The 23,909-nt window shown below is 65.0% G+C and carries 25 protein-coding genes; 23 read left to right on the forward strand and 2 right to left on the reverse strand.

Annotation, left to right across the window (positions count from 1 at the left end):
* The first annotated feature begins 2 nt into the window (after positions 1–2).
* From apgM to ACOOGG_RS17890, 21 genes are all read left to right on the forward strand, one after another.
* A complete protein-coding gene (apgM, locus tag ACOOGG_RS17790; protein WP_420437507.1) occupies positions 3–1,142 on the forward strand; it encodes a 2,3-bisphosphoglycerate-independent phosphoglycerate mutase in 1,140 nt (379 codons plus the stop codon).
* Between the two features lie 310 nt (positions 1,143–1,452).
* Positions 1,453–3,243, forward strand: a complete 1,791-nt coding sequence (rho, locus tag ACOOGG_RS17795; protein ID WP_420437509.1) for a transcription termination factor Rho — start codon at positions 1,453–1,455, stop codon at positions 3,241–3,243.
* Between the two features lie 13 nt (positions 3,244–3,256).
* On the forward strand, positions 3,257–3,517 hold the full coding sequence (locus ACOOGG_RS17800; protein ID WP_420437511.1) for a type B 50S ribosomal protein L31: 261 nt from the start codon (positions 3,257–3,259) through the stop codon (positions 3,515–3,517).
* Positions 3,518–3,583: 66 nt separating this feature from the next.
* Positions 3,584–4,651, forward strand: a complete 1,068-nt coding sequence (gene prfA, locus ACOOGG_RS17805; protein WP_420437513.1) for a peptide chain release factor 1 — start codon at positions 3,584–3,586, stop codon at positions 4,649–4,651.
* Positions 4,648–5,526, forward strand: a complete 879-nt coding sequence (gene prmC, locus ACOOGG_RS17810; protein ID WP_420437515.1) for a peptide chain release factor N(5)-glutamine methyltransferase — start codon at positions 4,648–4,650, stop codon at positions 5,524–5,526. The genes prfA and prmC overlap by 4 nt, the downstream gene beginning before the upstream one ends.
* 2 nt (positions 5,527–5,528) lie before the next feature.
* Complete coding sequence (locus ACOOGG_RS17815) at positions 5,529–6,065, forward strand: L-threonylcarbamoyladenylate synthase (protein ID WP_420437517.1); 537 nt, start codon at positions 5,529–5,531, stop codon at positions 6,063–6,065.
* Positions 6,066–6,075: 10 nt separating this feature from the next.
* On the forward strand, positions 6,076–6,534 hold the full coding sequence (gene rpiB, locus ACOOGG_RS17820; RefSeq protein WP_420437519.1) for a ribose 5-phosphate isomerase B: 459 nt from the start codon (positions 6,076–6,078) through the stop codon (positions 6,532–6,534).
* A 57-nt stretch (positions 6,535–6,591) separates the two neighbouring features.
* The gene (gene glyA, locus ACOOGG_RS17825) at positions 6,592–7,839 is read left to right on the forward strand and encodes a serine hydroxymethyltransferase (RefSeq protein ID WP_420437659.1); all 1,248 of its coding nucleotides are present in this window, start codon (positions 6,592–6,594) and stop codon (positions 7,837–7,839) included.
* 27 nt (positions 7,840–7,866) lie between these two features.
* Complete coding sequence (locus tag ACOOGG_RS17830) at positions 7,867–8,973, forward strand: glycosyltransferase family 4 protein (protein WP_420437521.1); 1,107 nt, start codon at positions 7,867–7,869, stop codon at positions 8,971–8,973.
* A 98-nt stretch (positions 8,974–9,071) separates the two neighbouring features.
* Positions 9,072–9,362 (forward strand): AtpZ/AtpI family protein, encoded by a 291-nt coding sequence (locus tag ACOOGG_RS17835; protein ID WP_420437523.1) that lies wholly within the window; start codon positions 9,072–9,074, stop codon positions 9,360–9,362.
* Positions 9,355–9,792 carry an ATP synthase subunit I gene (locus ACOOGG_RS17840; protein ID WP_420437525.1) on the forward strand — a complete coding sequence of 146 codons (438 nt, stop codon included), beginning with the start codon at positions 9,355–9,357 and terminating at the stop codon, positions 9,790–9,792. The genes ACOOGG_RS17835 and ACOOGG_RS17840 overlap by 8 nt, the downstream gene beginning before the upstream one ends.
* Positions 9,789–10,553, forward strand: coding sequence for a F0F1 ATP synthase subunit A (gene atpB / locus ACOOGG_RS17845; protein WP_420437527.1), 765 nt, complete (start codon positions 9,789–9,791; stop codon positions 10,551–10,553). Before ACOOGG_RS17840 ends, atpB begins: the two co-directional genes overlap by 4 nt.
* A 66-nt stretch (positions 10,554–10,619) precedes the next feature.
* A complete protein-coding gene (gene atpE, locus ACOOGG_RS17850) occupies positions 10,620–10,832 on the forward strand; it encodes an ATP synthase F0 subunit C (RefSeq protein ID WP_420437661.1) in 213 nt (70 codons plus the stop codon).
* Positions 10,833–10,861: 29 nt separating this feature from the next.
* Entirely contained in the window at positions 10,862–11,581 is a 720-nt protein-coding gene (gene atpF, locus ACOOGG_RS17855; protein WP_420437529.1) for a F0F1 ATP synthase subunit B, read from the forward strand.
* A gap of 4 nt (positions 11,582–11,585) precedes the next feature.
* Positions 11,586–12,110, forward strand: coding sequence for an ATP synthase F1 subunit delta (gene atpH / locus ACOOGG_RS17860; protein ID WP_420437531.1), 525 nt, complete (start codon positions 11,586–11,588; stop codon positions 12,108–12,110).
* Between the two features lie 44 nt (positions 12,111–12,154).
* Positions 12,155–13,780: a F0F1 ATP synthase subunit alpha gene (gene atpA, locus ACOOGG_RS17865; protein ID WP_420437533.1), complete on the forward strand. Its 1,626-nt coding sequence runs from the start codon at positions 12,155–12,157 to the stop codon at positions 13,778–13,780.
* 65 nt (positions 13,781–13,845) lie between these two features.
* Positions 13,846–14,781 carry a F0F1 ATP synthase subunit gamma gene (locus ACOOGG_RS17870; RefSeq protein WP_420437535.1) on the forward strand — a complete coding sequence of 312 codons (936 nt, stop codon included), beginning with the start codon at positions 13,846–13,848 and terminating at the stop codon, positions 14,779–14,781.
* Between the two features lie 14 nt (positions 14,782–14,795).
* Positions 14,796–16,223, forward strand: a complete 1,428-nt coding sequence (gene atpD / locus ACOOGG_RS17875; RefSeq protein ID WP_420437537.1) for a F0F1 ATP synthase subunit beta — start codon at positions 14,796–14,798, stop codon at positions 16,221–16,223.
* 43 nt (positions 16,224–16,266) lie between these two features.
* Positions 16,267–16,524, forward strand: coding sequence for a F0F1 ATP synthase subunit epsilon (locus ACOOGG_RS17880; protein WP_420437539.1), 258 nt, complete (start codon positions 16,267–16,269; stop codon positions 16,522–16,524).
* 83 nt (positions 16,525–16,607) lie between these two features.
* A complete protein-coding gene (locus tag ACOOGG_RS17885) occupies positions 16,608–17,396 on the forward strand; it encodes an SDR family NAD(P)-dependent oxidoreductase (protein WP_420437663.1) in 789 nt (262 codons plus the stop codon).
* Between the two features lie 113 nt (positions 17,397–17,509).
* The gene (locus tag ACOOGG_RS17890; RefSeq protein ID WP_420437541.1) at positions 17,510–19,618 is read left to right on the forward strand and encodes an ABC transporter substrate-binding protein; all 2,109 of its coding nucleotides are present in this window, start codon (positions 17,510–17,512) and stop codon (positions 19,616–19,618) included.
* A 168-nt stretch (positions 19,619–19,786) separates the two neighbouring features.
* Here the strand turns inward: ACOOGG_RS17890 and glpX are convergent, their stop codons facing one another.
* A complete protein-coding gene (glpX, locus tag ACOOGG_RS17895) occupies positions 19,787–20,746 on the reverse strand; it encodes a class II fructose-bisphosphatase (RefSeq protein ID WP_420437665.1) in 960 nt (319 codons plus the stop codon).
* Between the two features lie 131 nt (positions 20,747–20,877).
* Here glpX and ACOOGG_RS17900 point away from each other — a divergent pair, with 131 nt between their 5' ends.
* Positions 20,878–21,693 carry a hypothetical protein gene (locus ACOOGG_RS17900; protein ID WP_420437543.1) on the forward strand — a complete coding sequence of 272 codons (816 nt, stop codon included), beginning with the start codon at positions 20,878–20,880 and terminating at the stop codon, positions 21,691–21,693.
* A gap of 14 nt (positions 21,694–21,707) precedes the next feature.
* Complete coding sequence (locus ACOOGG_RS17905; RefSeq protein WP_420437544.1) at positions 21,708–22,262, forward strand: alpha/beta fold hydrolase; 555 nt, start codon at positions 21,708–21,710, stop codon at positions 22,260–22,262.
* A 52-nt stretch (positions 22,263–22,314) separates the two neighbouring features.
* Here ACOOGG_RS17905 and ACOOGG_RS17910 read toward each other — a convergent pair whose 3' ends face one another.
* Positions 22,315–23,826, reverse strand: a complete 1,512-nt coding sequence (locus ACOOGG_RS17910; RefSeq protein WP_420437546.1) for an MFS transporter — start codon at positions 23,824–23,826, stop codon at positions 22,315–22,317.
* Between the last annotated feature and the right edge of the window lie 83 nt (positions 23,827–23,909).

Consider the following 23,909-nt stretch of genomic DNA (forward strand, 5'->3'; position numbering starts at 1 on the left):
TCGTGAAGTACGTCGTGTGCATTCCTGATGGATGTGCCGATCTGCCGGTACCTGAGCTGGACGGGGCCACGCCGTTGGAGGCTGCTCACACCCCGGTTCTCGACGCTCTGGCCGCTCGGGGAAAGGTGGGATTGGCCGAGGTCATCCCTCCGGGCATGCCAGCGGGCAGCGATGTTGGGAACATGTCCATCTTCGGGTACGACCCCGCCCGCTACCACACCGGGCGCTCGCCAATCGAAGCAGCGGCATTGGGCCTCACCCTCACCCCCGATCAGGTGGCCTACCGCTGCAACCTGGTCACGGTAACCGACGACGGGATCATGGCTGACTTCTCCGGCGGGCACCCCGACTCAAGCCGGGCGGCCGAGGTCATCGCCGCGTTGGACGACGAGCTCGGCGGCGAGGTCAGGTTCCACGCAGGCGTCCAATACCGCCACACCATGATCGCCCCCGCTGAGTGGGCCGACGCAGAGTGCACTCCTCCCCACGAGCTCTCCGATCAGCCGGTGGTAGGGCCCCATGGCCCAGCAGGCCCCAAGCTGGCCGCTCTGGAAGAGGCTTCCCATTCGGTGGTGGGCCGCTTCGGCCTGAAGGCCAATCGGATCTGGCTGTGGGGACAGGGCTTCCAGCCGGAGATGCCCTCGTTCCGTGAGATGCACGGGGTAGCCGCCGGGATGGTCAGCGCGGTCGACTTGGTGCGGGGGATCGGCGCTCTCACCGGCATGTCGGTGGCCGACGTGCCCGGGGCCACCGCCTGGTACGACACCAACTACGAGGGGAAGAGGGACGCAGCCCTGGACGGGCTGGCCGCTGGCGCCGATCTTTATGCGATCCATGTGGAGGCCAGCGACGAGGCCGGACACGAGGGCAACGTAGCTGAGAAAGTCAAGTGTCTGGAGAACTGGGACCGACGCATCCTGGCCGGACTGGTAGACGGGCTCGACACTATGGGGCCGTGGCGACTGCTGCTTCTGCCCGACCACGCCACGCCCCTGGCGCTGCGGAGTCACACCGACGACCCGGTTCCCTACCTGATGGTGGACTCAGAAATTGACGGCCCCGGCGGTGTCTACACCGAACGGGGGGCGGCCTCTGCCGAGGTGGTACCCGGCCATCACCTCATGGCGAAGCTTTTGGACTAGTTCGACAAAAGACCGGGCATGTTGCCAGTAGCAGCGGTTTGCGGTATTCTTCGGTGCGTTGGGACTGCGGAATTGCTTGCAGTCCAACGGGAAGTCCTCTGACCGCTCGGTCCATTTCGACATTCCTTTTGTCAGCGTCCCGGTGGTTAACGGCTACTCGAACCATGCCGCCCGCACTCGCGGGCAGCGCGCCAAACAACAAGAAGTGCCCTTAGCTGTGGCATTTCAAGGGAGAAACGGGTGCCTCTCAGTTGTGGCATCTCAAGGGAGCAATGAGTGCCCCTCAGCTGTGGCATTTCAAGGGAGAAACGTGAGCGTAGAGACCACTGAGCTGTCTCGGTCCAAACTTCAGCGCAAAGACCGGGCGCAACTTCAGATCATCGCCAGGGCCATGGGCGGGCGCCCAGATGCAAAAGCCCGCAAAGCAGACATCGTGGACATGATCCTCGAACTGGCCGGCATCGGCGCCGACGGTGACGGCCAAGCCGCGCCCGACCCAGCCGGCAACGGGGCCGCCCCCCCACAGGCGATGGACGCCAAGGGGGGAGAGACGAAGGACGAGGCCGAGGATGCGACCGTTCAGGAGGCCGAGGATGCGGCCGTTCAGGTTGAAGCCCGGCACGCCGATCCGTCGACCACCGATGAAACAGAAGCCGAGCAGGAGAAACCAGCCGAGGAAGCCGCCGCCAAGAAAGCCGTCGACCGCGACCGCTCAGGAAAGGACCGCGGAGAGCGTCAGGACCGCGGAGAGCGCCAAGACCGGCCCCGCCAGGACCGGGATCGCCAAGACCGCGGGGATCGCCAAGACCGGGATCGCCAAGACCGGGATCGCCAAGACCGGGATCGCCAAGACCGGCCCCGCCACCAGGACGACCAGCCCGAGGCCGGCAACCGCCGGCGCCGCCGAGGCCGGGGCCGCAACGACCGGGATCGGCCGGAGGAGCCCTGGGAGGGCGACCCGATTGCCATATCCGGTTATCTGGACCTGAGGGACGACGGCTATGGCTTCTTGCGAATAAAGGGCTTCCACCCCAGCAAAGAAGACGCCTACGTGTCGGTCAAGCAGGTTCGGCAGTTCGGACTGCGCAAGGGCGACTACATCACCGGCGGCTGTCGGCCGGCCACCCGGAACGAGAAGAACCCGGCCATACTGCACATCGACAGCGTCAATGGGCAGCCGCCCGAATCAGTCAAACAGCGGCCCAAGTTCGAGGACCTAACCCCGCTGTTCCCCGATCAGAATCTGCGGCTTGAGCGAGTTGACGACCCGTCCAACATGACTTGTCGGATCATCGACCTCCTGTCGCCAGTCGGAAAGGGTCAGCGCGGCCTGATCGTGTCGCCGCCCAAAGCAGGCAAGACCACCATCATGAAGGAGATCGCCCGGTCTATCGAGCTCAACAACCCCGAAGTGCACCTGCTGGTGCTGCTGGTGGACGAGAGGCCTGAGGAAGTCACCGACATGAAGCGCTGGCTGCTGCGGGGAGAGGTGGCTGCGTCCACTTTCGACCGTCCGGCCGATGAGCACACCCATGTGGCGGAAATGACCATCGAGCGGGCCAAGCGCATGGTGGAGCGAGGCGAGGACGTGGTGATCATGCTCGACGGCATCACCCGGCTGTCGAGGGCGTACAACCTGGCCGCCCCGGCCACCGGGCGCATCATGTCCGGCGGCATCGACACCGGTGCCCTGTACCCGCCCAAGAAATTCTTCGGAGCAGCCCGCAATGTGGAAGAGGGCGGCTCGCTCACCATCCTGGCCACCGCTCTGGTGGAGACCGGATCCCGCATGGACGAGGTGATCTTCGAGGAGTTCAAGGGCACCGGCAACATGGAACTGCGCCTCGACCGGCACATAGCCGAGCGGCGCATCTACCCGGCCATCAACGTCGACGCCTCTTCGACTCGCCACGAGGAGCTGCTGTTCGAGCGTCGCCAGCTTCAGCAAGTGTGGAAGCTGCGCCGAGTGCTCAACGGCCTCTCCAGCGACGGCAACGGGGGTGGGGCAGCCGGCTTGGAGCTGCTGATGGATCGCCTGCGGACTTTCCCCAACAACGCCGCATTCCTAGAAGAAGTGGCAAAGGGCCCCGCCGGGGTGTGAGGCTAGGAGGAGCATGAAGCCTGATATCCATCCCGAGTACCGCATGGTGGTGTTCCAGGACACCTCCGCGGGCACGTCCTTTCTGACCCGGTCCACGATCGAGACCACCGAGACCGTGGAGTGGGAGGACGGCAACGAGTACCCCCTGGCCAAGGTGGGGATCTCTAGCGCCAGCCATCCGTTTTTTACCGGACAGATGACCATTGTGGACACTGCCGGCCGGGTGGAGCGCTTCGAGCGCCGTTACGGCCAGCGCAAGCGCTCGTCCAAATAGATCCGGCCAGCGCGACCTCGCCAATCCATCCCCGCCGACTACTCACCCCGGCGGTAGGTTGAACGCATGGATGGGAATTCTGCCTACGAGGAGATAGAGGCGGAGTTCAACGCGCTCGAGGGGCAGCTGGCCGACCCGGAATTGCTGGCCGATCGAGATGGCTATACCGCCGTGGCCCGGCGCTATAAAGAGCTGGAGACTAAGGCTGTCCGCATACGGGAACTGCGGCGCCACCAAGAGGACGTCGAGGCGGCAACCGAGATGCTGACCGAAGCCGACGCCGATGAACGGGAACTGCTGGAAGCAGAGATCGAGACCGCAGTCGCCGCCGCTGATGGGCTGGTAGCCGAATTGGCCGAGTTGATGGCCCCGAGGGACCCCAATGATGGAAAGAACGTGATTGTGGAGATCAAGGGCGCCGAGGGGGGAGAAGAGGCCAATCTCTTCGCCCGGGACCTGTTCGACATGTACCAGGCCTTCGCCGGGCAGAACCGCTGGGAGCTGGAGATGATGAACGCCCAGAACTCCGACATGGGGGGCTACACCGACGTGGTGTTCATGCTGCGGGGCAACGATGTGTGGCGCAAGATGAAGTACGAGGGCGGTCCCCATCGGGTACAGCGAGTGCCGGTCACCGAGTCGCAGGGCCGGGTGCACACGTCGTCGGCCACCGTGTCGGTGCTGCCCGAAGCCGAGGAAATAGAGGTTCAAATCGACGAAAAGGACCTCCAGGTTGACGTCTACCGGTCATCAGGGCCGGGTGGCCAGTCGGTGAACACCACCGACTCCGCGGTCCGCGTCACCCACAAGCCCACCGGGATGGTGGTGTCTATGCAGGACGAGAAGAGCCAACTCCAGAACCGCAACAAGGCGATGGCCGTGCTGCGGGCCCGGCTGCTCCAGGCCGAGCAGCAGCGCCGCCAAGACGAGCTTTCGCAGCAGCGCCGAGGCCAGGTGGGCGGCGGGGGCCGGTCGGAGAAGATACGCACCTACAACTTCAAGGAGAACCGGGTGTCCGACCATCGCATCGGCCTGACCTTGTACAAACTGGATCGCATCCTGGCCGGGGGTTTGGACGAGGTGGTGGATGCCCTGGCCGAAGCCGAGCGCCAGGACATCTTGGACGGGTCGTGAGCTTGGCGGCGGAGCCCGTTACCTGGGGCGATGTGGCCTACGACACCGCCCACCGTCTCCAAGAAATCGGGGTCGCCGATGCTCAATCCCAGGCGCGTCGCCTAGTGGAGCAGGCTTCAGGGTATGAGGGCGGCGAGTACTACGTCGGCCTGACCAAGGCGGCCACCCAGCGGCAATTGGCCTATCTGGACGATATGTTGGCCCGACTCCTGGCCGGTGAGCCGTTGCAGTATGTGCTCGGGCGCTGGGGATTTCGGGGGCTGGACCTGATGGTGAGCCCCGCGGTGCTCATTCCCCGCCCCGAGACGGAGACGCTGGCCGGTCTAGCCATCGCCGAGCTCTCTCGCCGCGATCCGCCCGGCGGCGTTGTAGTGGACCTGGGCACAGGCAGCGGGGCGGTGGGCCTGTCGGTAGCCGCCGAGTGTGAGACCGCCCACGTGGTGCTTACCGACGTGTCGTCCGATGCAGCAGGTGTGGCCCAGGCCAACTTGGTCGGATTGGGCCGGGCCGCGGTGCGGGTGTCGATCCGGCAGGGGTCGTGGTTCGAGGCCCTACCCCAGTCGTTGGTGGGAATGGTGGACGTGGTGGTGAGCAACCCGCCGTATGTGCGCGACGACGAGGCGCTGCCTGCGGACGTGGCCGACTGGGAACCGGCCCTGGCCCTGCGGGGCGGTCCCGACGGGCTGGACGGCGCTCGCCAGATATTGGCCGACGCCGGCAAGTGGCTGAGTACGGGGGGATCGGTGCTGCTGGAACTGTCCCCCGACCAGATGCAAGAGGCCGCGAGCGTCGCGGTGGCCCAAGGGCTGAACGTAGAGGCTATCCACGCTGATCTAGCCGGCCGAAACCGAGTGCTGCAATGCCGAAGCCAGTGAGCATGGGCGGCCCAGCCGAGTTGGTGGAGATGGCCGGAGTCGAGCTGCGGGCCGGGCGGGCGGTGATCATCCCCACCGACACGGTGTACGGGCTGGCCGCCCTGCCGGAGAATGTCGACCTGCTGTTCGAACTCAAACAGCGCCCACTCGACAAAGCTGTGGCCATCCTGGTGGCCCGCCCGGCCGACGCCGAACAGATGTTCGATCCGTTTCCTGTTACCCGTCGGCTCATGGAGGAGTTCTGGCCAGGGGCGCTAACCATCGTCCAAGACGGCTGCGGCGTGCGCTGCCCCGACCACCCGCTGGTGCAGGCCCTGGCGGCGGAAGTCGGTCCCATAGCCACTACCAGCGCCAACCTGAGCGGCCAGCCCACCCCTGACACCGCGTCCGAGGCCGCTGCTGCATTCCCCGCGGTGGAGTTGGTGGTCGACGGCGGCAAACTCCAGTCCCCGCCCTCTACTGTCGTGGAGGTCACCGAAGACGCAATCATCGTCTTGCGACAAGGTGCGGTCGTGGTAAGTGGACAGGAGGCTGGATAGATTGACGCCCATGGCCCGAATCGCTGCCGGGGCTGACCACGCCGGAGTGCAATTGAAAGATGAGCTGGTGGCCCACTTGCGGGAGTTGGGTCACGAGGTCGTCGACTGCGGCACCCACGACGCCGAACGGGTGGACTATCCCGACTACGGCGAAGCGGTGGCCCGCAAGGTGGCCACCGGCGAAGTCGAGCTGGGCTTGTGCGTGTGCGGCACCGGCATCGGTATCGCCATGGCAGCCAACAAGGTGCCCGGCGTGAGAGCGGCCACGGTACACGACGTGACCTCGGCCCGGCTGACCCGCCAGCACAACGACGCCAACGTGATCTGCCTGGGGGAGCGGCTGATCGGTCCCGAGGCAGCCCGGGAAGCCCTAGACAGCTTCTTGGAGGCGACCTTCGAAGAGGGCCGCCACGTTCCCCGGGTGGCCAAGATCGACGCGCTATTGCCCACAGAAGAGGCAGCCCTGTGATGTGGCCCGACAGCAGTAGACCAACGCCGCGTTGTACACAGAAGAGGTAGCCCCGTGATGTGGCCCGACAGCAGTAAAGACCCGGTGTTTGACATGGTCGGCCGGGAGGTGGAGCGCCAGAACACCACCGTTCAGCTCATCGCCTCGGAGAACTTCACCTCGCCCGCGGTTCTGAGCGCCACCGGGTCGGTGCTAACCAACAAGTACAGCGAGGGGTACCCGGGTCGCCGCTACTACGGCGGCAACATGGTGATCGACGAGGTGGAGTCCATCGCCCGCGAGCGGGCCGCTGCCCTGTTCGGCGCCGACCACGCCAACGTGCAGCCCCATTCGGGGGCCAACGCCAACGTGGCTGCCTATCTGGCGGTGCTGGAGGCAGGCGACACCGTGTTGGGGATGAGCCTGGACCACGGGGGCCACCTCACCCACGGCTCCCCGGTGAACATAAGCGGCCGCACCTATGAGTTTGTGGCCTACGGGGTGACCCCCAGCGATGAGCGCATCGACTACGACCAGGTGCGGGATCTGGCCCTCGAGCACCGGCCCAAGCTCATCGTGGCCGGAGCCACCGCCTATCCCCGCATCATCGATCCGGCGCCGTTCCGCTCGATTGCCGACGAGGTGGACGCCCTGTTCATGTTTGACGCGGCCCATATCGCCGGGCTCATTGCCGGCGGCGTTCACCCCAATCCGGTGCCCCATTCAGACATCGTCACCTTCACCACTCACAAAACGCTGCGCGGCCCCCGAGGCGGCGCCATCTTATGCACTCAGGATTTGGCCCCGGCCATCGACAAGGCCCTGTTCCCGGGACTCCAGGGCGGACCTCTGGAGCATGTGATCGCGGCCAAGGCGGTGGCCTTCGGCGAGGCCGCCACCCCCGAATTCGCCGACTACGCGGCCCGCATCGTGGAAAACAGCGGTGCCCTGGTGAAGGGCCTGGCCGAGGAGGGGTTCCGCCTGGTTTCGGGAGGAAGCGACAACCATCTGCTCTTGGTGGACCTTCGGTCTTTCGACGACGACCTCACCGGAAAGGTGGCCCAAGAGGTGCTTGACCGAGCGGGAATAACCCTGAACAAGAACACCGTGCCCGACGATCCCCGCTCTCCTTTCGTGACCAGCGGTGTGCGGATCGGCACGCCGGCCACCACCACCCAGGGCATGGGTCTCGAGGAGATGGGCCTCATTGCCACCATGATCGGCAGGACCCTTCGCCAGCGCGATGACGAGACGGCGGTGGCTGAGGTCCGATCCGAGGTTGTCGGCCTTTGCGGGCGGTTCACTCCCTATTCGCTCGCCGAATAGGCGTGGGAAAGAGCCCCGCCAGCCGCCATGGCCCCTGGTGTTGACAGCTATCTGATCGTCTTTGCCGTTGCCGCGGGGGTCACCCTGGTGGCCACCCCGGTGCTGCGGCGCATCAGCGAGCGCTGGGGCCTAATGGTGGAGCCCGATGCCCGCCGAGTCCACGAGCGGTCCACCGCGGTGCTCGGCGGGGTGGCGATGTTCGTCGGCTTCTTGTCGGCTATGGGGGTGGCTTGGCTGTTGAGCGATTTCGACGTGGTCTTCGCCACCGCCTCAGAGCCGCTGGGCATCGTGGTCGCCGCGCTAGTGATGATCGTGTTCGGCACCTACGACGACGTGAGGGAGATGTCGGCCCCGGCCAAGGTGGCCTCCATGGTGCTGGCCGGCAGCGTCCTTTCGTTTGCCGGGGTGACGGTGCTGAATTTGAGGTTGCCGGTGTTGGAAGCCCTCATCCTGTCTCAAGACCTGGCTTTCGTGGTCACGGTGCTGTGGCTGGTGGCCATGGCCAACGCCATCAACCTGATCGACGGACTCGACGGATTGGCCGCGGGTATCGTGGCCATCGCCGGTCTCACCTTCTTTGTGTACTCCATCAAGCTCACCGATGAAGAGGTTCTGTTGCCCAACAACATCGGGCCGCTGATAGCGATCCTCGCCAGTGGAGTGGCAGTGGGTTTTCTGCCCCAGAACTTCCATCGAGCCCGCATTTTCATGGGTGACGGCGGTGCGCTGTTCTTGGGCACTCTGCTTGCCGCCTCAACGGTCTCGGTGGGGGGCCGCAGCAGCGAGCCCTTTGCGGGCCAGACCTACTTCCTGTTCGCCCCCATGCTCATCCCGCTGATCATCCTGGCCGTGCCGGTGGTCGATGTGCTGTGGGCTGTGCTGCGCCGCACTCGGGCCCGCACCAGCATCACCGCCCCCGACAAGGAGCACCTGCACCACCGACTGATGAGTCTGGGCCATGGACATCGCCGAAGCGTGCTGATCCTTTGGCTGTTCACCGCGTTGATGTCAACCCTGGTGCTGTATCCCACCTATACCGGCGAAGGCGAGGCCATAGTGGTTCCGGCCGCCGCGGTGCTGGTGCTTGTGCTCTACACCGTCTTCCACCCCATCTTGCGCCGCCGGACCCCCTGATCTGTCTTTCATTTGGCCAGGCTGATGATTTGGCCCCGTAGCCTGGTACGCGAAACCATTTTGGCGAGGCCAATCCACTCGCTATAGGGGCCCAACCCGTGCCAACTGCAATGACGCAGAATCGCCAGTTTCACAACCGCCAGAGCGCGGGAGACGCCCTTTCCATCGCCTTCGAGTTGGTGGCCACCCCGGCGGTATTCGCCTTCTTCGGCTGGCTCATTGACGGAGCGCTGGGGACTAGGCCGGTGTTCACGCTGGTTCTGGGCCTCCTAACTGCGGTCTACGCTGGTTGGAAGGCCGTGAGGACCTATAGCGATCGGATGGAGGCTTTTGATCGCAACCTGCCTAGCCGACGGGTTGAATCAGATTCGGAGGCCACCGATGGCTGAGTCCGTGCCGCAGTCAGGCGAGGAGGCCCCAGAGCGAGCGGTGGCACTAGACATCATTCGCCGAGGTTTGATCGGCGGGCCGGTCCTGGTGGGCGTATGCGCTGGATTTTGGGGGTTCGACGGCTTGTGGTCGAGCGGTTTTGCCCTTGGCTTGATCCTGTTCAATTTCTGGTTGGCTGCCTCGCTGATCACATGGTCGGTGCGGATTTCGCCCACCATGCTGATGGCCGGGGTGATGGGCGGGTACTTCATACGCCTGGGAATTCTCACCGGTGCCTACTTCCTGGTGCGAAATACCGGCTGGTTTGAGGCGCTGCCGTTTGTCATCACGCTGGTCGCGGCCCATATTGTTCTGCTGGTTTGGGAGACCCGATATGTCTCCATGTCCCTCGCTTACCCCGGCTTGAAGCCACAAGGAGCCAATCAGTGAACGTGTTTGCCTTGGACTTTCCGCCAGTCTCGCAGCTCTTCGAGTGGCCCAACTTCTTGTTCACCGATACGCCGGTGGCCCTAAACAAGACCGGGCTGATCTATATTGCCGCGTTATTTCTCACTGCTGGAATGTTCTGGGTGGCTGGTCGGAGGGGGGCGTTGGTCCCCACCGGGACACAGACTGTGGTGGAGGCAAGCATCGAGTTCGTGGAGAACAACATCGTCATGCAGACCATCGGCCCCGACGGCCGCCGGTTTATGCCCTTCTTGACCACGATCTTCTTCTTCGTGCTCTTCAGCAATATCTTCGAGGTAATTCCGTTCGTACAGTTCCCGGCCAACTCCCGGATGGCAATCCCGCTCCTGCTTGCTCTAGTGGTGTGGGCCGTCTACCACGTGGTGGGCATTCGGGCCCAGGGTTTCTTTCAATATTTCAAGAGCGCATTGTTCCCACCCGGCGTACCCACATTCCTCTACGTCCTGGTAGTGCCCATCGAACTGCTCCAGATCATCCTGATCCGGCCTTTGTCGCTGGCTATCCGGCTCTGGGCCAATATGGTGGCCGGCCACCTGCTGCTTGTGACCTTCGCGGTGCTGTCGGCCGCCTTGTGGGGAACCCTCTACGTGCCAGCAGTGCTTCCGTTTGCAATGCTGATCCTGCTCACTGCTTTCGAGATCTTCGTCTCGGCCCTTCAGGCCTTCATCTTCACCATTCTCACCGCCGTGTACATCGGCGGTTCCCTACACCCCGAGCATTAGGAGAAAACCTTGCTTGCACTGATTTCTGCGATCCTTGCCGAGTTGACCGGCGACGGTGAAGCTGGCATGAGGGCCATAGGCGCTGGTCTAGGCTACGGCCTTGCCGCCATCGGCCCTGGCGTCGGCATCGGCATTGTGGTGGGGAACGCCATCACCGCCATGGCCCGCCAGCCCGAATCGGCTGGTGTGGCTCGGACCACGATGTTCTTGGGCATCGCCTTCACCGAGGCGCTGGCCCTCATCGGTTTCGTTGTCTTCGTCCTTCTTGCGTTCGCATGATGCGGCGGCTTTGGGCCGCGGCTGTCGTTATGGTGGTCGCGGTCGTATTCAGCATGTCGGTGGCCAATGCCGCGGAGACGGTGGGTTCCTGCATTCTCGATGAGATTGCCGATGTTGAGTTCGAGGGCATCGAGGGAGAAGGCTTTACTGCGGCTAAGAACCTGAAGACGCTGGCCGCGGCTGGCGACGAGCACGCTGAAGAACTCAAAGAGGATTTTGGCGACGACCTCGAAGGCTGTCTTGACGCGCCCAACCCGATCATTCCCGAGCGCACCGAGATCATCTGGGGCGGTGCGGCGTTCTTGATTTTGTTGGCCCTGATGACGTGGAGGCTGTTCCCGGTGGTGAAGAACCTCATGGAGCAGCGGACCCAGCGGATCCAAGACTCTCTCGACGACGCCGACCGGGAGCGGGCTGAGGCCGCCGAGGTCAGGGCTCGCTACGAAGCGGAGCTAGCCGACGCCAAAGCCGAGGCCGCTCGCATCGTGGACGAGGCCCGGGACCAGGCCGCCACTGTGCGGGCCGATCTCCAGACCCGGGCCGAGGCCGACATCGCTGATATGCGAGAGCGGGCCGCGGCCGACGTGGAGGCCTCCAAGCGCCAAGCAATCGCCGACTTGCAGTCGGAGGTGTCCGACATCGCCCTCGGCGCCGCCGAGGCGGTGTTGGGCCGCAGCCTGGGAGACCCGGAGATGCAGCGCCAGCTTGTCGACGACTACATCGCCAGCGTGGGCGCTGGTCAGGACTGACCCGATGGCCGAGCGATCTGCGAGCTACGCCGACGCCGTTGCCGCTGTGGCCCGGGCCGAGGGCAACCTCGACGTGGTATCTGACGAGCTCTTCCGCGTTGCTCGGGCGCTGGAGGGCTCTGACGAGCTTCGGATGACGCTGTCCGACCGGCAGATCCCCGCCGCCCGCCGCCAGCAGATCGTGGAAGACCTGCTGGGGGGCCAGGCATTGGAGACCACCACCGCGGTGGTGTCCATGATCGTGGCCGCGGGGCGGTCGTCCGATCTGGCGGTCATCGCCCAGGAGGCGGTGGAGATCAACGCCCGCGACCGGGGCCGCTCGGTGGCCGAGGTGCGCACGGCGGTGGCGATCACCGACGACCAGGCCACGCGGCTGTCGGCCGCGCTGAGCGCAGCCACCGGCCATCAGGTGGAGATCAAGGTGATAGTGGATCCCAGCATCATGGGCGGCGTGGTGGCCACCATCGGCGACGAGGTTATCGACGGATCGGTCCGCCACCGCCTGAGCCAGCTTCGGGACACCTTCTAGCCCAATGCGATTGATTTGATGAACATTTCTTACCGAGGAGAGCAATGGCAGAGCTGACCATCGACACTGGTTCCATCGCCGAGGCCATCCGCCGCAACCTGGATGGGTTCCAACCCGAGGTTGAGCTGGCCCAGGTGGGTCGGATCACCGAGGTGGGCGACGGCATCGCCCGCATCTCCGGGCTGCCCGGCGCGGCGGTGAACGAGATGCTGGAGTTCGAGAACGGGACCATCGGACTGGCTCTGAACCTCGACGAGGGCTCCATCGGCGCAGTGGTGCTCGGCGAGGTGGATGAGATCGAAGAAGGCCAGGCCGTGCGCTCCACTGGCGACATTTTGTCGGTCCCGGTTGGCGACGCCCTCTTGGGCCGGGTGGTGAACGCTCTCGGCGAGCCGGTGGACGGCAAGGGCCCCATCGTGGGCGCCGCGACCCGGCGCATGGAGGTGCAGGCACCAGGCATCACGGGGCGCAAGCCGGTACACGAGCCCATTCAGACCGGCATCAAGGCTATCGACTCGCTCATCCCCATCGGTCGGGGTCAGCGGGAGCTGATCATCGGCGACCGCAAGACGGGCAAGACCACCGTGGCCATGGACACCATTTTGAACCAGAAGGGCCAGGGGGTGAAGTGCATTTACGTGGCCATCGGCCAGAAGGCCTCCACCGTGGCCCAGGCGGTGGCCACGCTGGCCGAGCGGGGCGCCATGGAGTACACGGTGGTGGTGGTGGCCCCGGCCTCCGACCCAGCGCCGTTCAAGTACTTGGCCCCCTACGCCGGCTGTGCCATGGGCCAGCACTGGATGGACAACGGCGGCCACGCCCTAGCGGTGTACGACGACCTGTCCAAGCAGGCCGAGGCCTACCGGCAGATGGCGCTGCTGTTGCGCCGCCCGCCGGGACGGGAGGCCTATCCCGGCGACGTGTTCTACCTGCACAGCCGGCTGCTCGAGCGGGCGGCCAAGCTGAGCGACGAGCGGGGGGCTGGTTCGCTGACCGCGCTGCCCATCATCGAGACCAAAGCCGGCGACGTGTCGGCCTACATTCCCACCAACGTGATCTCCATCACCGACGGCCAGATCTTCTTGCAGGACGACTTGTTCAAATCGGGGGTGCGGCCCGCCGTGGACGTGGGCATCTCGGTTTCCCGGGTGGGCTCTGCCGCTCAGATCAAGGCCATGAAAACCGCGGTGGGCACGCTCAAGGCCGACCTCCAGCAGTTCCGAGAGCTAGAGGCCTTCGCCGCTTTCGGCTCCGATCTCGATGCCGTGTCCCAAGCCCAGCTCGACCGCGGCTACCGCCTCACCGAGCTTCTCAAGCAGGGCATCCAAACGCCCATGCCGGTGGAGGAGCAGGTGGTGTCGCTGTACGCCGGCACCCGGGGCTACCTCGACACCATTCCCGTCGAGGACGTGGCCCGCTTCGAGGCAGAGCTGTTGGAATGGGTCCGGACTCGCAACGCCGGCCTGATGTCGGCCGTGGTGGAATCCGGCGCGGTGGACGAAGAGGGGCTGGAGGCTGCGGTTTCGGCCTTCGCCGCCCAATTCGAGTCGTCGGCCGAGCCCGCGGGCGATGCGCCCGACGCGGAGGCTCAAGCCGCGGCAGAGGCCGGTGTGGTCGACGCCGACCACACCCTGCCGGAGACCGACATCCAGCGCCCCGAGGAAGACTGATCCATGCCGGGTGGACCCCAACCGGCTTATCGCCGTTGGGCGAGTGGCTGCCAGGTGGGTGAGTAATGCCCGGAGGACAAGAGCGCGCGCTTCGCCGACGCATCTCGTCGGTGCAGTCGACGAAGAAGATCACCCGGGCCATGGAGCTGATCGCCGCCACCCGAGTGGTCAAGGCCCAGCAGCGGGCCCACGCTGCTCGGCCCTACTCGACCAAGCTCACCAGCGTCATCGAAGACGTGGCTGCCGGTGGCGCTGAGGCCACCCACCCACTGCTGGAGCGGCGCGATCCAGTGCGCCGGGTGGGGTTCGTAGTCATCACCTCCGACCGGGGCCTGGCCGGGCCGTACAACAGCTCGGTGATCAAGGCTGCTGAGCGCGAGCTGATGGACGCCCAGACCAAAGGGCGCGACTACTCGCTAATGCTCATCGGCAAGAAGGGCCAGGACTACTTCAGGTTCCGCAACTACCGGATCGACGAGTCCTTTACCGGCATGAGCGATACCCCCAGCTACGACGACGCCCGCCAAGTGGCCGAGATCGTGGCCGACCGATTCGAGTCGGGCCATATCGACGAGGTGATTTTGGCCTACATGGAGTTCTTCACCATCGGCACCCAGCGGGTGGCAGTGCGGCGCTTCTTGCCGCTGGAGAGCATCGACGTGATCGCCGCCGCTGGAACGGGCGAGGTGCGGGCCGCTTTCGAGTTCGAGCCATCCCCCGAGGGCGTGCTGGAGTCGTTGCTTCCCCGGTATGTGGAGTCGCGGCTGTTCTCGGCGCTGCTGGACGCGGCCGCCTCCGAGCACGCCAACCGCCAGCGGGCCATGAAAGCGGCCACCGACAACGCCGAGGATCTGATCACCAAGCTCACCCGGGCCATGAACCGGGCCCGCCAAGACGCCATCACCACCGAAATCATGGAGATCGTCGGCGGTGCCGAAGCCCTCAAGGATGAGGACGATGACGGCGATATCGCCGATCTCCTCACCACCGCCAACCAGTAGGAGAAGAAGTTCAGATGTCGGAGAACCTCAAAGACGGCCGAGTCGTAGCCATCGCCGGCCCGGTCATCGACGCCGAATTCCCCTCGGACGCCTTGCCAGAGATCAACACCGCCCTCGAGTTCGACGTGACCGTCGACGGCGAAACCGTGACCGTGAAGGCCGAGGTAGCCCAGCAGATCGGTGATGGACGGGTGCGAGCCATCGCCCTCAAGCCCACCGACGGCCTCACCCGAGGAACAGTGGTGCGCAACACCGGCCAGGGCATGACCGTGCCGGTAGGCGACGTCACCCTGGGCCACGTGTGGAATGTGGTGGGGGATTGCCTCGACACCGACCGCAGCACCCTGGACGTGGGCGAAGAGTGGGAGATCCACCGCCCAGCGCCGTCTTTCGACTCCCTGGAGCCGTCCACCCGCATGTTCGAGACCGGCATCAAGGTCATCGACCTGCTCACCCCCTACAAGGAGGGGGGCAAGATCGGCCTGTTCGGCGGCGCCGGTGTGGGCAAAACAGTGCTCATCACCGAGATGATCAACCGGGTGGCCACCCAGCACGGCGGCGTGTCGGTGTTCGCCGGGGTGGGCGAGCGCACCCGTGAGGGCACCGACCTGTTCTTGGAGATGGAAGAGTCGGGTGTGCTCGACAAAGCCGCCCTAGTGTTCGGCCAGATGGACGAACCTCCCGGCGTGCGGCTGCGGGTAGGCCTGGCCGGGGTGACCATGGCCGAGTATTTCCGCGACGTGCAGAACCAGGACGTGCTGCTGTTCATCGACAACATCTTCCGCTTCGTGCAGGCCGGCTCAGAGGTGTCCACCCTGTTGGGCCGCATGCCCTCGGCGGTGGGCTACCAGCCCACCCTGGCCGACGAGATGGGCGAGCTCCAGGAGCGCATCACCTCCACCCGGGGCCGGTCCATCACCTCGCTCCAGGCGGTGTACGTGCCCGCCGACGACTACACCGACCCGGCGCCGTTCACCTCGTTCACCCACTTTGACGGCACCACCGAGCTGAGCCGCGACATCGCTGCGCTGGGCATCTACCCGGCGGTGGACCCGCTGGCATCCACCTCGACCATCCTCACCCCCGAGGTGGTGGGGGACCGCCACTATGGCGTGGCCCGCAGGGTGCAGGAGATCCTTCAGCGCTACAAGGAGCTTCAGGACATCATCGCCATTTTGGGCCTCGACGAGCTGTCGGAAGAGGACAAGGTGATTGTGTCCCGGGCCCGCAAGGTGCAGAGATTCTTGTCGCAGCCCATGTTCGTGGCCGAGGTGTTCACCGGCATGGGTGGGATATTCACCCCGGTGAACGAGACGGTGGACTCGTTCGAGGCCCTGGTGAACGGCGACCTCGACGACCTGCCCGAGCAGGCCTTCTTCATGGTCGGCGGCGCCGAGGACGCCCACCGCAAAGCCGCCGAGCTAGAGGCCCAGGCGGCTTAGCTGTGGCTGAGGGTTGCGAAGCGTCGGAGCCGAGGAAGTAGCGATGGCCCTGACCGTAGAGCTCGTCTCCCCCGAGGAGATCGTCTACACCGGCGAGGCCGAGATGGTGGTGGCTCGCACCACCGACGGCGAGATCGCCTTCCAGCCCGGCCACGTCCCCTTCTTGGGCGTGCTAGTGCCCGGCGAAATCCGGGTGTACACCTCCGAAGGCGCCAAGACCTCCATCGCCGTCGAGCGCGGCTTCGTAGAAGTCTCCCACGACAACGTAGCCCTGCTGAGCGACACCGCAGTCGTAAGCTGAACTATCAGTATTTTGCCAGCGTGAGAGCGCCAGCTTCGCACTCGAAAGGGTTGCTGGGAATGGGTTTGAGAAGGTCGCGGGAAATGCAGTGGGAACGGGGGCTAGTTACGGGGGCGTCCGCGGGAATAGGGCGGGCCATGGCGATGCAGCTGGCCGCCGCTGGGGTTGATCTGGTGTTGGTGGCCCGAAATGGTGACCGGCTGGAGGAGCTGGCCGAAGAACTGCGGGCCGGCGGCTCGGGTCTGGAAGTGGAGGTTCTGGCTGCCGACTTGGCCGATCCGGCCGGGCTGGCCGCGGTGGAAGATCGGGTGGCTTCAGACGAGGCCCCCATCGACCTGCTGGTGAACAACGCGGGACTGGGCTATGAAGGCCCCTTCCACGCCCAAGAGGCTGATCAGGTTTCGGAGACCATTGGGGTCAACGTGTTGGCGCTGGTTCGCCTCACCCATGCTGCTTTGAAGACGATGACTGCACGAGGCAAGGGCCAGGTAGTGCTGGTGTCTTCCATGGCCTCGCTTCAGGGCCTCCCCATGACCGCGGTCTACGCGGCCACCAAGGCCTTTATCACCAGCCTGGGGGAGGCCTTGCACGAAGAGCACAAGAGCACCGATGTGACCGTTACCACAGTCTTGCCGGGGCTAACCCGTACCGAGTTCCATGAGCGAGGACGCTGGGACCTCGGAAACTGGCCTTCGGCGGGGTGGCAGAGCGCCGATGCCGTTGCTGCTGAGGCATTGCGGGCGGCGGCCAATTCCCGGCCCGAGGTTGTCACCGGTCTTCACAACAGGCTGCTGGCCGTATTCTCCAGCAAAGCTCCCCGCGGGATTCGCCGTTCAATCCTGGGCTGGAACGCCCGTCGCAACTGGCGCTAGTGGTCCCAGCCGCTCCAGTCCGGGAGCTGGGCAAACCGGTTGGGTGTTAACTCTGTTGGGTGTGAGCCCTATTGGGTGTTAACTCTGTGGGGCGTTGGCTAATGTGGTCGCCTGTGAGACGAATATTTTCAGTGGTGTCCTCCCTCGCGCTGGCCGTTGCCCTGGTGGGCGCGCTGGCAACGGCCGGAGCGTCGGCCGCTCCGTCGCTGAGCGACATTCAAGTCCGCGACCAGCTGATTGCCGACCAGGAGGCGCTGCTGGACGTGTACCGCTGCCTATTTGGCGAGGAGGTCGAGCAGGTATCCGGCGGCTGTACCCACGGCGCTCCCGCTGAGAGCGCAGCAGCGCCTTCGCCCCCCGTAGGGCAACCCGCCGAAGCCGACATCTCAGACCGCGACCGCCAGATTGCCGCTCTGGAAGCCAAGCTGAACATGTTCAGGTGCAAGTACAGCGTGGACACCCAGCTGGTTCCCGCCAGCGGCTGCTCCAGTGGTTCCGCGGCGGAGGCAGCCAACACAGCCATTGTGGAAGAACTCCGCCGCAATGCCGAGGAGTTCACCTATGAGATAGGCGCCCACGGAGGCACCCTCACGCTGGCGACGATCTCAGGGCCGCTTACCTTCAATTTCGAATTGTCCAATGATGCCGGAACTTCACGGGTGCTGGGGTACTTGTTCGAGGGGCTCACCGAGACATCGTGGCTTACCGATGAGGTCGAGCCGTTGCTGGCAGAGTCGTGGGAGCGCTCCGACGACGGCTTGCGCTGGGTATTCCATTTGCGCGACGACGTGCAGTGGCACGACGGGACGCCGTTCACTGCTCAAGATGTGGAGTTCACATTCAACGAGGTCATCTACAGCGACGACTTCCAGGCCTCGAGCCGCTCCACCTTCGAATTCCGCTACTTGGACTCCGAGACCGGTGACTGGGAAGAGTCGCCGATGACGGTGACCGCACTAGACGACCACACCGTGGAGATCGTTCTGCCCCAGCCTTATGCCCCGTTTCTGCGGGCAATGACCACCCACATATACCCCAAGCACATCCTGGAAGGGCCTATTGCCGCGGGCACTTTTGAAGAATTCTGGGACATCGATACCGATCCCGCCGAGATCATCGGCACCGGGCCGTTCACTATCGGGGAATACACACCCGACGAGCGGATTGTCTACGAGCGCAACCCCGACTACTGGCTGACCGACGACTCCGGCGGGCGCCTGCCCTATCTGGATCGGGTGGTGAGGCTGATTGTGGATGAGTACGAAGACGAGCTGGCGTTGTTCCGCGACGGCACCAGCGATTTCCACGGCGTGCTGGGGGAGGAGTACGCATTGCTTGAGCCTTTGGCCGAGCAGGAGGACTTCAGCTTGCACCGGAGGGGCCCCGGCTTTGGAACGACTTTCTTGATGCTCAACCAGAATCCAGGGTCCGACGATGGCGGTGAGCCCTATGTCGATCGGGGAAAGCTGCACTGGTTCCAGAACACGGCATTCCGACAGGCCGTGGCCCACACCATGGACAAGGCAGCCATGATCGACGGAGTCCACCACGGTTTGGGCTATCCGCAGTGGTCAGCGGTGAGCCCGGCAGCGGGCGATTTCCACAATCCCGATGTGAGTCGGTACCCCTACGACCTGGACAGGGCCAATGAGATACTCGACGGGCTGGGATGGCTGGACACCGATGGCGACGGCGTCCGCGAGGATGATCGCGGCAACCCGATCTCGTTCACACTGGTAACCAACGACGGCAACACCGTGAGGGGCGAAATCACCCAGATCGCCCAAAACGGGATGGCCGCAGTGGGCCTCGATGTCGAATTGGAAGTAGTCGAATGGGCCCATCTGTTGTCCATGCTGGACACGACCTACGACTGGGAGGCCATGGTTATAGGCTTCACCGGCGGCAGCGATCCCTACAGCGGCATCTCGTTGTGGCACAGCAGCGAATCGCTGCACCTGTGGCATCCCAATCAGGCCGAGCCCGCCACCGAGTGGGAGGCTGAGATCGATGAGCTTTACACCGAGGCCAGCACCGAGTTGGACCGCGACCGGCGCGTGCAGCTCTACCGGGAGGCACAGGCCATCATCTCTGAGAACGTGCCGGTGATCTTCACCACCCTCAGCGAGCGGCTGGGTGCGGTCCGCAACGTGTTCGGCAACTACACGCCGACGCTCTACGGCTATTGGGATCTGCGCTACCTATTCCGAACCGACCTGTAGGCCGCTAGTGGTGTGTCTTGGGTTTAGCGCCGTGGATTGCGACGGCAGCAGCGTTCCTCGCAAGACGCACCGACGCAGCCATACCTGGAGCGTACGGCAAGGAGGGGCAACGCAGCGAGGGGCGTCGATGCCTAGCAGGACACGCGCGAATAAACCCAAGACACACCACTAGCCGAACTCGATGGCGGAGAAGCTGTTGAGCTTGTCCAGCTGATGGTCGGCGGTGACTAGCCGGACGGTGCCGGACTTGGACCGCATAACCAGCGACTGCGTATTGGCGTGGTTCTTGCTGTAGTGGACGCCCTTGAGCAGGTCACCGTCGGTGATTCCGGTAGCGGCGAAAAAGCAGTTGTCGCCTTGGACCAAGTCGTCGGCGGTGAGCGTTTGGGTCACGTCTCGACCTAGTTTCTCTGCTTCTTTGCGCTCCCGGTCGTTGCGGGGCCAGAGCCGGCCCAGCAGCTCTCCGCCCATGCACTTCAGGGCAGCCGCGGCGATAACCCCCTCGGGGGTTCCCCCGATGCCGAACAGGATGTCGGCCCCAGAGTCAGGCCAGGCGGTGGAGATTGCTCCGGCCACATCACCGTCGGGGATCAAGCGGATACGGGCCCCGGCGTCGCGCACCTCGGCGATCAGGTCGCAGTGGCGGTCGCGGTCGAGGATCACCGCGGTCACATCCCGCACCGCCTCGCTCTTGGCCTCGGCTACCAGCTCGAGGTTGCGGGTGGGGGAATTGTCCAGCGAGATGCCATAGCCCATGCACTCGGGCCCGAAGGCGATCTTCTCCATGTACACGCAGGGTCCGGGGTTGAACATGGTCCCCCGGTCAGACACCGCGATGACCGACAAGGCGTTGCCCCGGCCCAGCGAGGTGAGCGTGGTGCCGTCGATGGGGTCGACTGCGATATCGCATTCAGGGGGCGTGCCGTCGCCGATCAGCTCGCCGTTGAAGAGCATGGGGGCCTCGTCCTTCTCGCCCTCTCCGATCACCACCACACCGTCCATCGGCACCGTTCGCAAGAGCACCCGCATGGCCTCGACTGCGGCGCCGTCGGCCCCTTCTTTGTCACCCCGGCCCATCCATCGGGAAGCGGCCAGAGCTGCGACTTCGGTTACCCGAACCAACTCCATAGCCAAGTTGCGGTCGGGTGTTTCGGGCGATGGGTTCACGTTGCCCAACCGTAGTGCTGTGCACCCCCTACTTCGTGGTTCCTAGCCCGTGTTGCCGCGACGATGCGACCAGGCAGATGTGGTCTGAAACCATGTTCAGCATGGTCTGGTGCTTCCAATGCGGTGCCTCCTTTGATGAAGATGTGGCCGAGTGCGCCGAATGTGGTGTGGCCACTTTTCCCTCGCCACCGCAGTCTGCCGAGGAGGTGGGCGGCCCCGACGACGAGCAAATAGCCTATGAGTTCCACGAATGGGCCTACGACGCCCGCAACGGCCTTGAGGCCGAGCTGCGGGCCCTCGGGCTGGAGCACGCCTGGCTGGGCCCGACTCTGATCGTGTGCGAGGCCGACGAGGAGGAAGTCGACAAGGCGGTGGAGAAGATTCTGCGGGCCCGCCTGCCTAACCTCGACAAGGGCATTCCTGCGGTGGTCTATGAACTAGGGGACTACGACGACACCCAAAAGGCCGACGTCATGAGCGAGCTGTTGAGCGAGGGCATCGCCCACGAGGTGGACTACGCCGGCAACTTGGTGGTGGGGGAGGCCGACGAAGAAGTGGTGGACGCCCTGTTCGACCTGATGATCAACGCGGCCGCCCAGCGGCAGTTCGGCCCAGGCCTGCCCGGCGTGGAGCCCTATCAGGTGTTGGAGGCGCTGTTCTTTTCCTCCGACCGGCTTCGCCGCAACACTTCCGACACCAAAGCGGTGGAGGACTTCGCCATTGCCCACGATCAAGTAGTGCAGCTCAGCTTGCCGTGGGGGTACGACGCCGAGTTTTGGCGGGCCATGCTGGATGGCGCCGACGGGTTGCGGGAGGCCTTGGTGGCCGGTCCCGATCCGACCGAAGGCGACGCCGCGGCCAAACAAGCCGCCACTGACCTCAGGGATCTCCTCCGCCGGTTCATGTGATGGGGAGTCCGGCGGTGGACGGGCTGGTGCTGACCCACGGCGCGGGCGGGGACCGCGACCAGCACACGCTGGTGGCCATAGCCGAGGGGCTGGCGCCTCTGCCGGTGGAGCGAGTCAACTTCCCCTATCGCAACCAGGGCCGCCGACCGCCTGACCGGGCGCCCAAGCTGCTGGCCTTCTTGCGCGAGGAGATTCCAGCCATCGCCGCCCGGCTGGGGGCCGAGCCCGACCGCCTGGTGCTGGGCGGCCATTCGATGGGCGGGAGGATGTGCTCAATGGCGGTAGCCGAGGGGATGCCCGCAGCCGGGCTGGTGCTGTTGGGCTATCCGCTGCACCCGCCGAAGAAGCCCGAGAATCTGCGGACCGGGCATTTCCCAGAGATAGGCGTTCCCTGCCTTTTCATCTCCGGCGATCGCGACCCCTTCGGCAGTCCCGAGGAGTTCGACCGGCATCTGCCGGCCATCAAAGGCCCGGTGACCACGGTGTGGCTCAAAGGCGAGCGCCACAGCCCCATCAAGTCTGACGCTGAGATCGTCGCCGCGGTGGCAGGCTGGTTGGAGGGCCTCTAGCGGTTGCTCCCACCGGGCTGGCCAGCCCTGGCCTCGGAGCCGCCTGCCTGTTCTAGCTGTCTTCGGGGTTCAGTTCTTCTAGGGACCGTCTGGTGGTCTCGGGGTAGAACAGGAGCACCGCGATGGCCACGAGGATCGGGCCGGCTATCAAGACGCTGAACGCGGTGCCATAGCCCCAGGCGTCGGCCATTATCCCCGCGGCTGCCAGGCCGGCGGCACTGCCGGCCACACCGGCTATGCCGAGGAGGCCATTGGACTCCGACCGGCGGATGGTGCCGAACATCTCAGCTCGGTACACCCCCAGCGTGGGCACTGTAGTGGCGGTCAAAAGGGTCCCAGCGGCGATCAGAACCCACATGGGCCATCCGGCCAGGGTGAAGTGCCACAGGGCGAGCAGCGCGCCCCCGCTGACCCCGACGGAGGCAAGGACTCGCCGGCCCCGCAGGTCGGCCAGCTTGCCCGCTATGAGCATGCCCGGTCCCGCTGTCCAGGCGGTGAGCAGGGTGAACACCGCGATCTTGGTGGCGCTGAAGCCCCGCTCATCCCGCAAGAAGTCGTTTTGGAGTTGAGAGGCTGGAGCGGCGAACACCAGCACGGCAAACGAGGTCACGGCCAGCAGCACCAGTCGGAAGCGGTACTGCTTGGGCGGGCGGGTTCGAGGCTGTCGACGGGCCGTTTCGAAACGCTGGGATTCGGGCAGCCTGCGGGCTGCGAACAACACCAGGGGCAGTCCGGCCAGTGCCAACAGGAAACTGAGCCGCCACGCGGAAACACCCAGGTCGGCCAGGGGCACCGATCCGACGGCGATTCCCGAACCCAGCCCGGCGGCCATCCCGAGCATGGACGCCACAAAAGCCCGCGAGCCGGCCGGGGCTTCTTCGAGGGCGAACACAAAGATGAGCAGGGCCATGGCGTGGGACAGTCCCCGGGAGATTGCCTGGACCGCGGTCAAAGCGGCTAGGTCGCCAACCAGGGATGTGGCGGCCGAGGCCACAATGGCCCCGGAAGCGGCATACAGCAGGGTGCGCCGCCGACCCTTCCGGTCGGCGATTGCGGCCACTGCCACCGTGATCAGGATGCTAAGCCGGATCAGCGACAGGGCGACGCCGGCGGCTGACTTGCTCTCCCCGAACTCCTCTCGCGCAAAGGTGATGGTCTGGCCGAGCAGCGTGCCCAAGAATCCGGCGAGCACCGCCAGCGTGGCCAGCAGTGCAACGATCCGAGCTTGGCGGGCGGTGAAGCGGTCCGGGGGGTGCCACCAGGGCAGGTCCCGTCCCCGGCGCAGGGCGCGGCTGATGGGGACGGTGAAGAGCACCTGCCAAACCGGGATGGCGAGCCGGTAGTCGAACTGCTCGGTTATCTCAACCTGATCAGAGGCGATCGGCTTGATGGTGACCGTGCGGCGGTAGCGGTCGACCGGTCCCTCCACGGCGGTGAACATCCCCTCAGCCTCGGCGCGCTCCAAGACGATGTCGGAACGGGGAGTGAGCAGGCCGTCGGGGCCGTTCAGTGCGGCATCGGCGGAATCGGCGCTCAGAACGCGACGAGAGATCACTCGGGGCATGGGCTTGAGGCAGTCTACTTTTCAGCGACAGATACCCCGTGACGGCATCGGCGGCTATAACTTCGCTGATGGGGGCGCGGGCA

The organism is Candidatus Poriferisocius sp. (assembly GCF_965214065.1).
Taxonomy (GTDB): Bacteria; Actinomycetota; Acidimicrobiia; order Acidimicrobiales; family Bin134; genus Poriferisocius.